At 69.1% G+C, this 14,211-nt stretch carries 14 protein-coding genes and 1 pseudogene; 7 read left to right on the forward strand and 8 right to left on the reverse strand.

What is annotated here, in order from left to right; genetic code table 11:
- Nucleotides 1–306: 306 nt before the first annotated feature.
- The 4 genes from ACFZAT_RS15795 (at nucleotide 307) to ACFZAT_RS15810 (ending at nucleotide 4,153) form a co-directional block, all read left to right on the forward strand.
- Nucleotides 307–1,239, forward strand: coding sequence for a DUF2637 domain-containing protein (locus ACFZAT_RS15795; RefSeq protein ID WP_391265019.1), 933 nt, complete (start codon nucleotides 307–309; stop codon nucleotides 1,237–1,239).
- A 289-nt stretch (nucleotides 1,240–1,528) separates the two neighbouring features.
- Complete coding sequence (locus tag ACFZAT_RS15800) at nucleotides 1,529–1,957, forward strand: plasmid mobilization protein (protein WP_391264648.1); 429 nt, start codon at nucleotides 1,529–1,531, stop codon at nucleotides 1,955–1,957.
- A gap of 4 nt (nucleotides 1,958–1,961) precedes the next feature.
- Nucleotides 1,962–3,671: a relaxase/mobilization nuclease domain-containing protein gene (locus ACFZAT_RS15805; protein WP_391264650.1), complete on the forward strand. Its 1,710-nt coding sequence runs from the start codon at nucleotides 1,962–1,964 to the stop codon at nucleotides 3,669–3,671.
- A gap of 101 nt (nucleotides 3,672–3,772) precedes the next feature.
- Nucleotides 3,773–4,153 carry a hypothetical protein gene (locus ACFZAT_RS15810; RefSeq protein WP_391264652.1) on the forward strand — a complete coding sequence of 127 codons (381 nt, stop codon included), beginning with the start codon at nucleotides 3,773–3,775 and terminating at the stop codon, nucleotides 4,151–4,153.
- Nucleotides 4,154–4,180: 27 nt separating this feature from the next.
- Here ACFZAT_RS15810 and ACFZAT_RS15815 read toward each other — a convergent pair whose 3' ends face one another.
- From ACFZAT_RS15815 to ACFZAT_RS15845, 7 genes and pseudogenes are all read right to left on the reverse strand, one after another.
- Nucleotides 4,181–4,738 carry a flavoprotein gene (locus ACFZAT_RS15815; RefSeq protein ID WP_391264654.1) on the reverse strand — a complete coding sequence of 186 codons (558 nt, stop codon included), beginning with the start codon at nucleotides 4,736–4,738 and terminating at the stop codon, nucleotides 4,181–4,183.
- A pseudogene (locus ACFZAT_RS15820) lies at nucleotides 4,735–4,857 on the reverse strand (transcriptional regulator); the annotation flags it as partial. The pseudogene ACFZAT_RS15820 and the gene ACFZAT_RS15815, both read right to left, overlap by 4 nt.
- A 97-nt stretch (nucleotides 4,858–4,954) precedes the next feature.
- Nucleotides 4,955–5,488 carry an AAA family ATPase gene (locus tag ACFZAT_RS15825; protein ID WP_391264656.1) on the reverse strand — a complete coding sequence of 178 codons (534 nt, stop codon included), beginning with the start codon at nucleotides 5,486–5,488 and terminating at the stop codon, nucleotides 4,955–4,957.
- A 44-nt stretch (nucleotides 5,489–5,532) separates the two neighbouring features.
- Nucleotides 5,533–6,402, reverse strand: coding sequence for a glycosyltransferase family 2 protein (locus ACFZAT_RS15830; RefSeq protein ID WP_365677182.1), 870 nt, complete (start codon nucleotides 6,400–6,402; stop codon nucleotides 5,533–5,535).
- Nucleotides 6,396–7,646 carry a hypothetical protein gene (locus ACFZAT_RS15835; protein ID WP_391264659.1) on the reverse strand — a complete coding sequence of 417 codons (1,251 nt, stop codon included), beginning with the start codon at nucleotides 7,644–7,646 and terminating at the stop codon, nucleotides 6,396–6,398. Before ACFZAT_RS15835 ends, ACFZAT_RS15830 begins: the two co-directional genes overlap by 7 nt.
- Entirely contained in the window at nucleotides 7,643–8,347 is a 705-nt protein-coding gene (locus ACFZAT_RS15840; protein ID WP_391264661.1) for a hypothetical protein, read from the reverse strand. Before ACFZAT_RS15840 ends, ACFZAT_RS15835 begins: the two co-directional genes overlap by 4 nt.
- On the reverse strand, nucleotides 8,344–9,504 hold the full coding sequence (locus ACFZAT_RS15845; RefSeq protein WP_391264663.1) for a glycosyltransferase family 1 protein: 1,161 nt from the start codon (nucleotides 9,502–9,504) through the stop codon (nucleotides 8,344–8,346). The genes ACFZAT_RS15840 and ACFZAT_RS15845 overlap by 4 nt, the downstream gene beginning before the upstream one ends.
- 148 nt (nucleotides 9,505–9,652) lie before the next feature.
- On the opposite strand from ACFZAT_RS15845, the gene ACFZAT_RS15850 reads away from it, so the two are divergent.
- The 3 genes from ACFZAT_RS15850 (at nucleotide 9,653) to ACFZAT_RS15860 (ending at nucleotide 12,967) form a co-directional block, all read left to right on the forward strand.
- On the forward strand, nucleotides 9,653–10,630 hold the full coding sequence (locus tag ACFZAT_RS15850; RefSeq protein ID WP_391264665.1) for a helix-turn-helix domain-containing protein: 978 nt from the start codon (nucleotides 9,653–9,655) through the stop codon (nucleotides 10,628–10,630).
- Nucleotides 10,627–11,196: a peptide deformylase gene (locus ACFZAT_RS15855; RefSeq protein WP_391264667.1), complete on the forward strand. Its 570-nt coding sequence runs from the start codon at nucleotides 10,627–10,629 to the stop codon at nucleotides 11,194–11,196. The genes ACFZAT_RS15850 and ACFZAT_RS15855 overlap by 4 nt, the downstream gene beginning before the upstream one ends.
- A 187-nt stretch (nucleotides 11,197–11,383) precedes the next feature.
- Complete coding sequence (locus tag ACFZAT_RS15860) at nucleotides 11,384–12,967, forward strand: restriction endonuclease (RefSeq protein ID WP_391264669.1); 1,584 nt, start codon at nucleotides 11,384–11,386, stop codon at nucleotides 12,965–12,967.
- A 188-nt stretch (nucleotides 12,968–13,155) separates the two neighbouring features.
- Here ACFZAT_RS15860 and ACFZAT_RS15865 read toward each other — a convergent pair whose 3' ends face one another.
- Nucleotides 13,156–14,058 (reverse strand): helix-turn-helix domain-containing protein, encoded by a 903-nt coding sequence (locus tag ACFZAT_RS15865; RefSeq protein ID WP_391264671.1) that lies wholly within the window; start codon nucleotides 14,056–14,058, stop codon nucleotides 13,156–13,158.
- Nucleotides 14,059–14,211 lie beyond the last annotated feature (153 nt).

Raw genomic sequence — 14,211 nt, forward strand, 5'->3', positions numbered from 1 at the left:
AGGGACGAGTGAACACCCCGCAACGAGTCGAGTCGACATCACCGCGCCACTCGTACCTGTTCTGACCAGGCACGCGACGAGTGGTACGAGACATCACGCCGTACGGCGGCCCCGCCTTGCCCTCCCCCGCGCCGAGGCCGCCACGCGCCACGCTCACCTGGAGTACCCCGCTTGCTCGCCCGCGTCATCACCCGCCTCCGCCCAACTGAGTCGCGCCCGCGACCTCGCCCTGCCACCGATCCTGGAGAGGCTCGCCGCGCACGCGCCCGCACCACTCTCGTCCTCGGCCTGGTGGCAGTCGTCCTCATGGCCTTCCGCGTCTCGTGGAACGCCCTGTCCGACGTCGCCCGCGCCATCGGCGCCGACTCCACCGCTGCACTGCTCTACCCGATCGTGGTCGACGGGCTGATGGCCCTCGCGCTCGTCGCCACGCTCGTACTGACCGGCCCCGATCGGAAGTTCGCCCTGCGGGTCCTGGCGACCTACACGCTCGCCAGCCTCCTGCTGAACTACGTGCACGGCCTCATACCGGCCCTGCACAGCGAGTCGATCCGGTGGGGCCGACTGGCCGACTGGGACCCTGCGAACTGGGCCCTCGTACTCCTGGCCACCTCGCTCCCAGTCGGGTCGATCTACTTCGGGTCCGACCTCGTGGCGAAGGTGCTGCACCACACCCCAGAGTCGGCCGACTCCGCCGCAGTAGCCCCTGGCCCGTCGGCCGACGAACACGCTGATGAGTCGGCCGTCCAGATCACGGGCACGCAAGCCCCCGAGTCGGCGCCTGACCTGGCCGAATCGGATCCCGAAGGGGCTCGCGATGCGGCGCCCGTGAAGGAGCCGACCGAGGGCGACGAGTCGGCCTCCATGGCCCGATCAACCCGATCGGTCACCGTGGCGGAGTCGACCGGAACCCTCCGCCGGCCGGCGACCGGTCGGGTACCCGTCGCGGCCAAGCCGACCGTCGACCGCCTCCGCACCGACGCCGAAGTCCTTGAGGAGGCACGGCTCCTGACCGCCTCCTGGAGCGACGACTCGCTGACCGCCGAGCGTCTGCGCAACGAACTACGCGTCGGCCAGAACCGCGCCCGTGCCGTGCGCGACCAACTTCGGGCCGAGCGCTCCAGCCTGCCCGAGCCCGTCATGTACGACAGCCCCGAGGGCGAACCTCTCGGCGTACTCGACGGCGACGCCCCACAGCAGCTGAGGAAGCCCGCTACGGCCCCGTCCGGCACGGCCTGACCCAGCGTTCGCGCTGGCCCGCCCTTGTGCCTCCCCGTGTCGACGAGCGCGAGGAGGCACGGGGCCCGCCTACAGCGAGCCCCCCATCCCCCAGCACCCCACGGAGATCCAGCCCATGCACGACCCGCACAACGAACTACCGCTCCACCAACAGGAGATGACCGATGGCCTCAACAGCGCAGCAAGTTGTCGGGTAAGGAGTCCTTACCCGGCCTCCGCCCCACAGGGGGCGGAGGCGTCCGGCGCCGAGGCGGCACCGGAGTCGGCCGGCCCGGGGGTGCCAGCCGAGATGGGGGCCAGCAAGTCCTCGCCGATCACGCCACAGAAGCCCGTTCAGCGCCGCCGTCTGCGCGACAAGCAGCTCCGCGAGCGCCGCTTCCACCCGCGCTACAACGACGACGAGTTCGCCCTCGTGAAGCAGGCTGCTGTCCTGAGCGGCATGGCGCCTGGTGGCTATGTGGCCGAGTGCTCGCTCGCCGCTGCCCGCTCCGATGACCCCACCGCAGCCGTTGCCGACTACCGCGCCATGATCAAGGCACTCATGGCTGCCAACGGCAAGCTCGGCCAGATCGGCAACAACCTCAACCAGCTCACCTGGCACCTCCACAAGGACGGCGCCTGGCCCCACCCGGCCACCGTCCAACAGCTCTTGGATCGCGTCGACGCGTCCGTCGCTGAGCTGGACACCGTCATCGCCCAGGTCATCGAGGGGCGGTGATCAGGTGATACCCAAGATCATCCTCAGCTTGGGCCCAGCAGCCACGCGCCGCACGATCGGCTACCTCTTCGGCAAAGGCCGGGCGAACGAGCACACCGACCCGCACCTCGTGGCCTCCTGGAACAGCTTCGCCCCCGACCCCGGCCGCAGCCCCCATCGCGACCCCAAGGACGTGATGGCACGGCTCGTCGCGCAACTCGACCAGCCCGTGAAGATGCTGGGCGACAAGGCGCCCAGGGACACCGTGTGGCACTGCCCCGTCCGAGCGGCACCCGAGGACCCGATCCTCACCGACGCCCAATGGGCCGACATCGCCCGCCGGATTGTGGCCGCCGCCAACATCGCCCCCGACGGAGACGAAGAAGCCTGCCGCTGGGTCGCCGTCCGTCACGCCGACGACCACATCCATATCGCCGCCACCCTCGTACGACAGGACGGCCGGCGTCCCGATCGCTGCTATGACCAGCGTGCTGTCCAACGCGCGGCTCGCAAGATCGAGGTCGACTACGGGCTCAGGCGGTTGAAGCAGGGCGACGGCACCGGCGCCAAGCGCCCCACCAGCAAAGAGCACTTCAAGGCCAAGCGCCTGGGACAGGACGCCGCCACTCGTGATGTCCTCCGTCTGCGAGTGCGCCGCGCGGTTGCCGCCGCCGCCGACGAGGCCGAGTTCTTCGCCCTGCTGGAGGCGACGGGCGTGACCGTACGCCTCAAACTCGGCCCCTCCGGCGACGCGCTCGGCTGCAACTTCGCCCTGCCCGACGACACCAACGACAAGGGCGAACCGGTCTTCTACTCGGGGTCCACGCTCGCCCCCGACCTGTCCCTGCCCAAGATCCGCAAGAGCCTCGCCACCACCAGCCCCGATCCCGTGACGGCCCCACCAGCCGATCCGTGGCGCCAGGCGACAGCCGCCGCCGAACGCGTACCCCACCACCTCATCCACGGCGACGACCCGACCGCCCAGGGCCAGCTGGTCGCGCTCGGCGCAACACTGGACATCCTGTCGTTCACCGCACCAGCCGCAGTCAGGGCCGATCTGGAACAGGCCGCATCCGCCTTCGAGCGCGCCACCCGCTCCCGCATCGCGGCCGACCTGGACAGCTCCCGCGTCCTGCGCCGCAGCGTTCAAGCGATCTGGCGCGAGAAACCCGAGGACGGTGACGGGACCGGATTCACGATGCTCCTGGACGCCGTGCTCACAGCGGTGGCGTTCGCGATGCACTGGCACCGCACGCACCAGCACGCACAACAGGAAGCAGCAGCCGAGCAAGCCCTTGTCCATCTGCAGATCGCGTGCGCGCAGGCAGCTGAGCCGGTCGTGGCGGGCCTCGCGCAACGCGCTCCCAGCCTCCAGATGAAGCAGCGCTTCGCCCGCCACCTCCAGCAGGCGGTCCCCGATCGCGCCGAGCGCATCCTGGGCGACCCCGCCTGGGACGCGCTCACAGCCGTGCTCGCCGAAGCGGAGGCCGCCGGGCACAACGCAGACGCGCTTCTCAACCAAGCGCTCGACCAGCGCACCTTGGATGACGCCCGCAGCCCCGCACGTGCGCTGACCTGGCGCGTCCGGCGTCTGGGCGAGCGTCACGCCCCCAGCCCTCGGGCCCAGGCGGCAAGGGCTCGCAGTGCCGCACACGGCTACGTCGGCTCGACCCGCTCAATCCGCTCGACGCCCGCCGCACCCCTACAACCGCGGACGCCATCGCGCCGACGCTGACCAAGGAGCGCGCAACATAGCCGACGATCGCCGGTTACCCAAACCGGTGATTGTCCGGAGTATTTGGGCCTCAACCCCCGAACTCCGAAAGGAACCCCTGCATGCCCTCGCCCGAAATCCGACCGCACATCGTCACCCTCCTGTGCCGCGCTGACTTCAAGCTCCGGTCCGACACCAAGACGTGGAGCGACCGCTCCGGACGCCCGCTCACGGAAGCGGAGCAGGCAACAGCCCTCTCCGCCACCAAGGACGAATTCGAGGAGTTCGGCGCACAGCATCAGCGCTACATGGAGTATCTGCGCACGAAGGAGGACAGCCCCGACATCCTCCAGACCTTCCTCGCCCCGTTCATGGAACGGCTCACCGAGAAGAACCTCGGCAATGCGGTCGAGCTGATGACCAGCGAGGACAGGGCCGAACTCGACCGCATCCTTCGCCTCATGATCGAGCCGGCTCTCCCGTTCACCCCGTACACCTTTTGAAAGGCGTCACGGCCACGGCGGCGCTGATCAGGCCCGCGGGGACAGCTCGGGAGTGAGCAGTTCCAGCGCTTCCTCCCAGCGGTAGCGGTCGGCCCCGCCGCCGGCCTTCGGCTGGTGGGGCTCGTACGAGCCGATCAGGACGCCCATCTCGCGCAGCACGTCGAGGCTGCGTGCGTACGCGGGATGGGCGGCCTGGGCTCGGTTGAGGTAGGGCATGACCGCGATGGGGATGCCCATGCCGTGCGCCTCGCACAGAATGCCCAGCGCCAAGGTGTCCGAGATCCCTGCCGCCCATTTGTTGATCGTGTTGAAGGTGGCCGGCGCCACCGCGATGGCATCGGAAGGAGGCAGCGGGCGCGGGTCACCGGGCATCCGCCACGCTGAGCGGATCGGGTAGCCGGTCTGTGCCTTGACCGCCTCGGCGTCTATGAAGCCGAGGCCCTGCGGGGTAGCGACGACCCCGACGTCCCAGTTCGCCTCCTGGGCCGCGGTGATCAGCTTGTCCACGTCGCCGGCGATCCCCGAGGCACATACGACGACGTAGAGAAACGGCTTCTTGATCTGCTGGTCTGGCTGATCACTCACGCGGGCACTCCCAGTTGGCGACTGAAGCGGTGCAGTTCAGGCAGCGTACGGCGGCGGTCGCGAGCGGTCGTGTCGGCCACCGACTCGCGGATGGCCGGGCGGCGGATGTCCTCCAATGCCTAGTGCGGTCACCGGGGCCCGTACGACTCAGTGGCTCGCGTCAACGGTCACGCTGTCATGGGCGACAAGGCGACGCAGGTCGAATCCCGGCGGAAGTCAGTTGCCTCGACTCAACCGGTCGGACATCAGCGTCGTCGCCAGTCGCTCGGGATCTCCGTCGTAGACGACGACGTCTTCGTCTTCAGCGGGCGGATCGAATCGGGCGAAGAAGTCGTCGAGGGCTTCAGGGGTGACCGTGAGGGCGTTGGCGTCCTCACGCTGGTTGCGTTCGGCCAGGCGCTGGAGCAGCACGTCGCGGTCGGCGGGGAGGTAGACGACCCGCGGATGACCTCCGGCTCGGCGGGCGGAGTCTCGCCAGGCATCGCGCTCGTCGCGGCGCCAGAGCCCGTGATCGAGGACGATGTCGTTACCGGCCTGCAGTTCCTTGGTGAAGCGGGCCCGGATCGCCTCGACGACGGGGCGTTCGCGCTCGAAGTAGGTGTGCTCGGGGTAGTCCACGCCGTAGCGGCCATGCAGGCGATGGACCTCCTCGTCGACGGAGAGCCGGGTGAAGCCGTGCGCCGCGAGAGCTTGAGCGACGGTGGTCTTCCCGGAGCCGGTCAGCCCGGTCAGGAGAACGGCGAGGGGCACAAGGCTTCCCTTCTGTGGCGAGTGTGTGTCAGCAGGCATTGTTCCTAACCGCGGTGGGGGGTCGCGTGTGGCGGTCGCCAGGAGGTGAAGATGCCGTGGGCCTCCGTGGTCCAGCTCGACGGCATCCTGTTCAAGGTCACCTGCCGGAAAGCGAACCGGGGGTCACTCACGTTGATGGCACCGCCGTGGCGTCCGACGTGGGCCAGGAGGTGGCCGGCCTCGTCGCGGACAGCCGGAGTGTGTTCCTGCCAGACGCCGGACGAGAAGTGCTGGACCCGACGGCGCAGATCATCCAGGACACCGGCGCGCCATTTGAAGTGGTGGACAGCGCAGAGGTGCTCGGGGTCGGGCCGGTGATCCGGAGCTCGGTGGTTGCCTGATGCCACGGCGACGTCGTGGCGGGCGAGAACGACCTTGCGGGGGTCTCCACGCAGGAGGCGGTGGGTGAGATGGCCGCCGAGGGGATACGCGCGGTCGAGGCCGCCTTCGGGGCGCCAGCCAGTAAGGCGTCCGCTGGCCGCGACTCGGTCGAGCATGAGGCCGCCGACGGCGCGGTGTCCGGCGGCGTCGGCTCGGGCCATGACGTCGGTGAGATCCGCTGGGTACTGCTGGAATTCGTCAGCGTCGGCGAGCAGGTGCCAGCCGGGCCCGGCGCGATGCCGTAGTGCGTTTCTGAGCCGGGTGTTGGTGTGCTCGTGCCACGGACCGACGCTGGTCCCGATGGGAACGATGCCGCATCCACGGGCGGTGGCCTGGAGGTCACGTCGCAGTACGGGAGAGACGTGCTCGGGGAAGTGGAAGGCGAGCAGGAACCGCTCGACGCCCAGTTGCTGGTAGTGCCGCACCCAGGCGGTAAGGAGCGGCGGCTCGATGGGGCCGATGACGGCGATCAGGGCGGGCGGTGCGGTCAGCATTCGACGCTCCTCGGACGGGGCTCCGCGTTTTCCAGGGAGGCGAAGGTGTGGGTGAGGAAGTCGGCCTGCTCCGCGGCGGAGCGCATCCCGACCTGCTCCGGTGCCTCGGGGCCCGGCCGGGCGGGCGGCATGCGGATGATCGTGTGCAGCGCGTCCGTGAGGGCGGGAGGTTCGCCGGCGGGGTAGGTCCGGGCCCAGGGCAGTCCGTCCAGGCGGGTGGTGAGCGCGGGGTCGTGGTTCGAGACGAGCAGGGGGACCCCGAGGCGTGCGGCATCCATGACCAGGCCCGATTCCTTGCCCGTGCCGGGAAGGCGGGTGACGAGGGCTACGTCGGCGGCCGCGTACACAAGACGCAGAACGGCCTCACTGACAGGGCCGGGCACCGTGTGAACGCGCAGACCCGGCAAGCTGCGCCAGCGCCCCAGAACCGTCTCGTCGAGCGGGGTGCCGACAACCACCAGATGCAAGGGCTCCTTGAGCCGGGGCAGAGCCTTGTCGACCGTGTCGATGTCCTTGTACGGCCACCAGCCGCCGACCAGGCACACCACCGCCTCCGCTGCCGGGATGCCAAAGGCCACTCGGCCGCCGTCGCGCTCCACGTCGGTGAGGCCCTGGCCGTCATCCACGGCGAACGGACTGATGACCGCAGGCAGGTCAGGGAACGATGTAGAGAGCTGACGGCCCACGGCCTGTGTCGGGCACACCGCGATCGTCCGTTGCTCACCTCGGCGAGCGAGCCGGCCGAGCACTCGCACGAGCAGGTCCTCGGTGGTGACCTGCTCGTGCACGAACCGCAGGTGCGGCTGGCCGCCCAAGAGCGTCGCCAGCCCGTGCAGAGCCTCGCTCGCCGTGAGGATCACGACCGCGTCAGCACCGGGCGCCTGCTGTCGGGCGATGCGCAGGGCGGACGCTTCGGCGAGACAGCGGGCGAGGAGCGTGATCTGGTGCGGTAGTCGCCGAAGCCGGCGAGGCCACCTGCGGGGTCGGAAGGCCCACTGGCCGACAGCGGAAACGCGAGTCGCCAGCCTGGACAAGGCCAGGAGCATACCCGCCGTGGCCCCGTGCGGACCCGCGAACGTGCGGGCTCCCGTCTCCCGCAAGGCCGTCTCCCCATCGGCCGCGATCCCGTTCGGAGCGATCACCACGCTCCCGGGGCGGGCCCGGGCGAGAGCGATCAGGGTGCGCTGGTGGTGCCCGCCCATGCGATGGGCGTACGGCTCGATGAGTACGAGTGGCTCACTCATCCCGAGATCACCTGGTCCCCGTGCGCAGCGGTGAAGCGCTCTCGCAGCCACGCGGGGTCGTTGAGGTGATCGAACTGTTGCGAGTCGCGGGCCGCCTCCCGAGCGAACTCGATCCCCTCGCTCGCCCCGACGGCGGCAAAGTCGGCGAACTCGCCGGTGCGGCTGCCCGTCCACGCCTTCATTCGCCGACGGGCATCGTCGTCGGCCATCCCGTACTCGCTGCCACGGGCGAGCATGGCGCACTCACGGAAGCCCGCCTTCCAGGCGTGCAGAGGGCTTTGGTTGAACCGTGTGATCCCAGCGTTCTGACGGGCGAACTCGATGCGGCCGGGCAGAGCTGCGAGAACGTCCACGGCCGCGCCCATGTCGCGCAGTGCGCTGCGGCGCATCAGTTTCAACCCGCCGTAGCCGTAGATCAGGCCGTTGACGGGATTGACCGCCTGCCAGACACGCATGGAGACGCCTTCGTCTAGCGGTTCGACCACGGACGGGTCGAAGTCGGTGTTGATGGCGAAGTCACCGTCGGCGAGGAAGAACTGCTCGTGGTCCACGACCTCAGCGCACAGCCGGTAGGCCCTGCGCATGCCGTGCACCCCGTGCAGGCGTTTGACCGTGCCGCCGAGTGTCCGCTGGAGTCGGGAGTGCAGGGAGTCGGCCATCGGCTCGTCGTAGGACAGGAAGACCGCGTCGAAGCCGGTCACGAGATCGCCTCCAGGTACCGGGCGGCGATGAGCGCGGGCGTGAAGTCGTGAGTGGAGGCGTACGCGCGCTTGGCGTGCAGGGCGTGGAACTCGTCATCCGTGACGAGGCGTTCGGCCAGGGCTACTGCCTCTTCGAGCGCGGTGAAGCACAGCTCGGGATCGATGTGTTCGGCCAGCCAGCCCAGCCTGGGTGCGATGACCGGAAGGCCCATGCCCTGGCAGTCGATCACGCTCATCGACCAGGGGCAGCCGTGCCGGAACGGGGCGATGCCGAAGCGGGCGCCGGCCAGCAGGTGCTTGTAGCGGGTGCGGTAGCCGCGATCGGAGACCACCTGGACGTGCGGGAGAGCGGCCAGTTGGTCCCGCATCCGCTCCGGGCTGTCGTCCAGCCCTTTGCGCTCGGCCCGGCGGTCTCCGAAGAGGTCCATCACCCTCAGCCGCACCTTGCCGGACTCTGTCAGGTCGCGCGCCATACGGACGAACTTGTCGGTGCCGTAGTGCGCGTAGAGCCTGTGGTTGTAGATACCGATCTTGCTGTCCGGCCTGAGGTCGGAGCTGGTAGCGGCGGGATCGCGCACCAGCCGCTCGTCCCGTGGGGCCGGAACCACGCGGAGCCGGTCGCCCAGATCTACGGTCATACGGGTGGCGGCAGCCGACACCCAGGAGGCGGCCGTGGAGGAGTGCACCATCACGCGGTCGCAGGCGGCCAGACCGGCGGCGAACGCCAGCTGCACCGGCCGGCCGAGCCCCGCGTCGTTCAGGGACGGGTCGAGCAGCAGCTGGCCACCGCTGTTGAAGGAGAAGGGGAGGTAGTGACAGTACCCGGCGAGTAGTGCGTCAACTCCGGCCTCCAGCAGCGCGGTACGGATCGCGGGCGCCTCCTCGATCTGGTTGGCCACCACCACGTCCGGCCGCTCCGACCGGATCAACGTGACGAGCTCGTCGACATCGTTCGAGAAACGGGCCCGGTACTTCGTCCCGGGCGTCTTCGTCTGCCGGAAGCCGCAGCGGGAGTCACCGGCGGCGGCCGGGGCCGCGACGGTCACCTCGGCGCCGGCGTCCACCAAGGCCGGCGCGAGCAAGTCGGCGAAGATCCACCCCGAATCCGCCGACAGTCGGTCAGGGTTTGAGATGTTCAGCAGGTACAGCACACGCATGAGATGTCGCCTCCCTCATCTGCCCGGACGGGTCGATCCGGGCCGCTGAGGGAAGGAAAGCGGTGACGGGCACCGTGACGGGATGATGAACTTGGATCACTCACGGTTCATTCATGCTCACCAACAAGTGACGCGGGGCGGGGCTTCGATGGACGCGCACAGCGAGGAGATCACCGTCGAGCAGGCGGCCGAGGGCTTCGCAGCCGAAGTAGCCAGGTGGCGGGAAGTACGCGGCATGTCCAAGCGCGCCCTCGCACGGGCCATGGGCTTCGACCCGTCCTACGTCAGTCACGTGGAATCAGGCCGCCACAAGCCCAGCGAGGAGTTCGCCCGCCTCGCCGACGAGGCGCTTAACGCCGGAAAGGCGATCTGGCGGCGGTGGGGCGACTACGAGCAAGCCCGCGTTCGCGCAACCAACCGTCCGGCTGTGCCGACTCAAGCCTCCTCCAGGACGGAGCAGCCGTACGCCACCGGTTCCGCTCTTGTCGTCGAGCACGACGCCGCCCTGCTCCAGTACGACGGCAGCGCCTACCGCCTCACCATGCGCAGACTGCTGCGCAACACCGGCACCGAACCGATCACCCGCTACCTGATCCGTATCTCCGTCGACTGCTACCCCGGCGATCCGGAGCGCTCCAACATCCACTACCGGGCTCATCCGCTGACCTGGAACGAACTCGACCTCACGGCGACGTGTCGCGGCGAGACGATGCGCTGGCAGGCCAAGCACGACCGCGACGCCTTCAAAGAGGTCTGGCTGCTGTTCGACAACGAGCGTGGGCGCTTCCCGCTCTACCCTGGCGAATCCGTGTGGATCGAGTACGCGTACACCGTCGGAGACGACAAGTGGGGCAACTGGTTCCAGCGCGCCGTCCGCCTTCCCACCGAACAGCTCGAAGTCCAACTCGCCTTCCCCGCGCACCTGGATCCGGTCGTCTGGGGAACCGAGACCTCCATGACCGCCGAAGCGTCCCCGCTGCGCACCCCGCCCATCCGCAGCGACGCGGGCGAACTGAGGCAGTTCACCTGGATCACGGCGACACCCGCCCTGCACGCTCGGTACCGTCTGGAGTGGCGATTTCGGGCCAGGCCCGAACAGGACATGAATCAAGGGGAGTTCAGGTGACCGACGTACGGCCCAGCCAGCGCATGCGCGATCTCGGAGTCGTCCAGCGCGGCGCCGGCATCCTGGACGAAACGGCCCGCGCCTTCAGCCTGCCCGCCGAACGCGACGAAGCCGAGCGCATCACCGACGAACTGTTCGCCGCCCTGGACCGCATCGGCCAGGTCCACCCCTTCGCCAAGGGCATGGGCATCGCCGCCCCGCAGATCGGCATCGGCCGAGCCGCAGCCGTCGTACAACCCCCTGCGAACGCCCCCGCCGTCATCCTCCTCAACCCGAAGATCACCGCCCGCTCCGAGGAGACCGACGAACACTACGAAGGCTGCCTCAGCTTCTTCGACGTACGCGGTCTCGTGCCGCGACCGCTGACGATCACCGTCGAGACCACGACCCTCACCGGTGAGACCGTCACCACCGTCTACGAGCGCGGCCTCGCCCGCCTCATCCACCACGAGATCGACCACCTCGACGGCCTGCTCTACACGGCCCGCATGCAGAACGGTGTCGCCCCGATCCCGGTCGAGGAGTACCGCCAGACCGGTCAGGCGTGGGCCTACGAACGATCCTGACCTCGGGCTGATCGGCGATCCATCCTCCGGAACACCCCATTCCGGTGCCAGGCCGAGCCCGGCCGTCGGCCGGCCGGTTCTCCAGCGACAGCGTCGCCAGACTTTCAGAGCCTCTTGACGCTGTCGGATGGGTAGGGAGTACTGCGAAAGTTCGGCAGGAGGATCACGCACTGACCTGGGGGGCGCAGTGGCAGGCAGAAACGGGGCGGGCGGGAACGATCCCTATGCCAAGGAACGCGCGCGGCAGGCCAGGGAGGCCGAGAAGGCGCGTAGGGCCGCCGAGGCCGAGGCCAAACGCAAGGCGCGCGAGGAGAAGCTCGCGCACGAGACGGCCCGCGCGCAGGAGGCTGTTGACCGCACCTACGTGGTCGAGAACGACGTCGAGCAGTTGGCGAATCTTCTACGAACAGCTGTGCTGGACGGCAGCCCTCTGACCTTCGACCGGCTCAAGCAGGAGTTCACGCCGCCAGTGTTCAGCCCTCCCAAGGGCCGGACCAAGGCTGCCCCGCAGCCCCGCTGGGAGGAGTACGAACCGGAACCGCCACGCGGTTTCCTCGGCGCGCTCGGCTTCGGGCGCAAGGGATACGACGCCGAAGTCGAATCGGCTCGCGTGCGGTTCGACAAGGCACTGCGCGACCATGCCCGGGACGAGACGAAGCGCGTCGAGAAACTGGACAAGCTCCGCGCCAGGCACGCGGAGCAGAACCAGCAGGAGGCCGCCCGAGTCGAGGAGTGGAACGCCCGCGTCGAGGAACGCCGGGCTGCCTATCGCGAGCGGGACGTCGAGGCCGTGGAGTGGTTCATCGACCAGGCACTCGCCGCCTCCACGTACCCACATGGCTTTCCCAAGGCACACCGGGTTTCGTATCAGGCAGACACCGGTGACCTGCTCGTCGAGATCGACCTCCCGCTGGAGGACGTCGTTCCAGCGGCCCGCGCGTATCGCTACGTGAAGTCCCGCGATGAGATCAATCCCGTGCCCCGTCCCGACAAGGAGCGCAAGGAGCTCTACGCCTCTGTCCTCGCCCAGACCGCGCTGCGCACAGTGCACGAGCTGTTCGCCGCTGACACGGAGGGCACCGTCAAGTCGATCGCCCTCAACGGGCATGTGGCCACCATCGACCGGGCCACCGGGCGCGAAGTACATCCCTGCCTGATCACCCTCCAGACGGACCGGGAGGAATTCGCGCAGCTGGTCCTGACACAGGTGGACCCCCGGGCCTGCCTGAAGCGGCTGCGCTCACTGATCTCGCCGAACCCGTACGAATTGGAACCCGTGCGACCTCTGGTCACGTTCGACCTCAGCAAGTTCCGGCTCATGGACAGCTTGGACGTCGTGGCAGGGCTGGACAGCCGCCCGGTGCTCATGGACCTGACGCCCACGGAGTTCGAGCACCTGATCCGGCAGCTGTTCGAAGCCATCGGTCTGGACAGCGTGAACACCCAACCTTCCAAGGACGAGGGCGTCGACGCCATCGCGATGAACACCGACCCGGTGATGAAGGGCCTGTGCATCATCCAGGCGAAACGCACCAAGAACGTGGTGCCGTTCGAGACCGTCTCTGCCCTGGCCGGCGTCGTGGAACACAAACGTGCGGCCAAGGGCATCCTGGTGACGACCTCATGGTTCGGTCGGGCCAGCGAGGCGTTCGCCAATGAGCACGGACGTCTCGAACTGCTCGACGGAGCCAACCTGGTCCACCTGTTCAAGGAGCACTTGCGCCTTGACGTGATCCCAGGACCGGTGCCACCGAAGCGCCGGCCGACGTGAAGCAGGCACCCCGGCCCGGCGCCAACCGTCCAAGCGGTCGCACTCAGCCCTGAGCGCTCCAGATGACGTGGTTCGCCATCTGGAGCGCTCGATCCGCTCGGCTGTGCCCGAATGGTCAGCAGGCGAGGTCTCGCCGGCGGGCTGTTAAAGCTGCTTCATGGCGCACGGCTTGGTGGCAGCGCACACGGTCAGCGGCCCTCGGCCCTGGGAACAGCAGTCGCCTGTTCAGCGGGTGCGGGTGCAGTCATGTCGAGCAGAAGCAGTGCGTCGTGTTCGGGGCTGCCGGGTTCCGCGGTGTACACGCCGATGCGCTGGCCCGGGGTGCCCTCCACGTGCAGTGACTGCGACGTGAGGGTGAGGGCGCCGACCTGGGGGTGTTGGAAGGTCTTGTGGGCGGGTTTGCGGCCGGTGACCTCGTAGCGCTCCCACAGGCCCGCGAAGTCCGGGCTCTTCAGAAGGAGTTCGCCGACGAGCTGGGTGAGGTCGGGGGCGTCGGGGGCGGTGCCGGCGGTGGCGCGCAGCCGGGCGACGCAGGCGGTGATCTGGCGATCCCAGTCGGGGAACAGGTCCCGGGCGGCCGGGTGGAGGAAGAGGTACCGGGCGAGGTTGCGGTGTTTGACCGGCCAGTCGTCCAGGCCCGCGTACAGGGCGAGACCGCCGGGGTTCCAGGCGAGCACGTCCATGCTGCGACTGATGACGTAGGCCGGGTTCGGGCGCAGCGACTCCAGCAGCAGCTTGAGGTGCGGCCGCACGGTACGGCTGGGCGCGGGCGGTGGTTCGCCGACGTAGCGGGCGGCGCGGGCGGCGAGCTCGCGCAGGTGCTGGTGTTCCTGGTCGTCCATGCGTAGGGCGCGGGCGAGCGCGTCCAGGACGGCGGGGCTGGGGCGGGTCTCCTTGCCTCGTTCCAGGCGTACGTAGTAGTCGATGCTGATCCCGGCGAGGGTGGCCAGTTCCTCGCGGCGCAGCCCTGGGGTGCGCCGGACGCCGGCGCCCGGGGGGAGGCCGGCGTGTTCGGGGCTGGTCTGGGTGCGGCGGGCGCGCAGGTAGCGGCCCAGCTCGGCGCCCTCGCTGTGTGCGCTCGTCGATGCCATGTTCCCAGTCTCACGCGCCGCGCAACTGCTGCGCAGCTCGGAGGGGGGCCCTGTCATGACCCCCGAAGAGCCCGCCCTGCCACATCGTCGCAATCCGGGCGAAGCTGAATGAGCAAGACGCCGGAACCCCGGGTGCTGCCCAGGGTTCCGGGA

The sequence above is a fragment of the Streptomyces sp. NPDC008163 genome (assembly GCF_042956885.1).
Taxonomy (GTDB): Bacteria; Actinomycetota; Actinomycetes; order Streptomycetales; family Streptomycetaceae; genus Streptomyces; species Streptomyces drozdowiczii_A.

Coding starts and splice junctions, on each gene's coding strand:
- ACFZAT_RS15830 (WP_365677182.1), bottom strand. CDS start 6,402: ATGCTGACCGCACCGCCCGCCCTGATCGCCGTCATCGGCCCCATCGAG.
- ACFZAT_RS15865 (WP_391264671.1), bottom strand. CDS start 14,058: ATGGCATCGACGAGCGCACACAGCGAGGGCGCCGAGCTGGGCCGCTAC.
- ACFZAT_RS15845 (WP_391264663.1), bottom strand. CDS start 9,504: ATGCGTGTGCTGTACCTGCTGAACATCTCAAACCCTGACCGACTGTCG.
- ACFZAT_RS15835 (WP_391264659.1), bottom strand. CDS start 7,646: ATGAGTGAGCCACTCGTACTCATCGAGCCGTACGCCCATCGCATGGGC.
- ACFZAT_RS15850 (WP_391264665.1), top strand. CDS start 9,653: ATGGACGCGCACAGCGAGGAGATCACCGTCGAGCAGGCGGCCGAGGGC.
- ACFZAT_RS15800 (WP_391264648.1), top strand. CDS start 1,529: ATGGGGGCCAGCAAGTCCTCGCCGATCACGCCACAGAAGCCCGTTCAG.
- ACFZAT_RS15810 (WP_391264652.1), top strand. CDS start 3,773: ATGCCCTCGCCCGAAATCCGACCGCACATCGTCACCCTCCTGTGCCGC.
- ACFZAT_RS15795 (WP_391265019.1), top strand. CDS start 307: ATGGCCTTCCGCGTCTCGTGGAACGCCCTGTCCGACGTCGCCCGCGCC.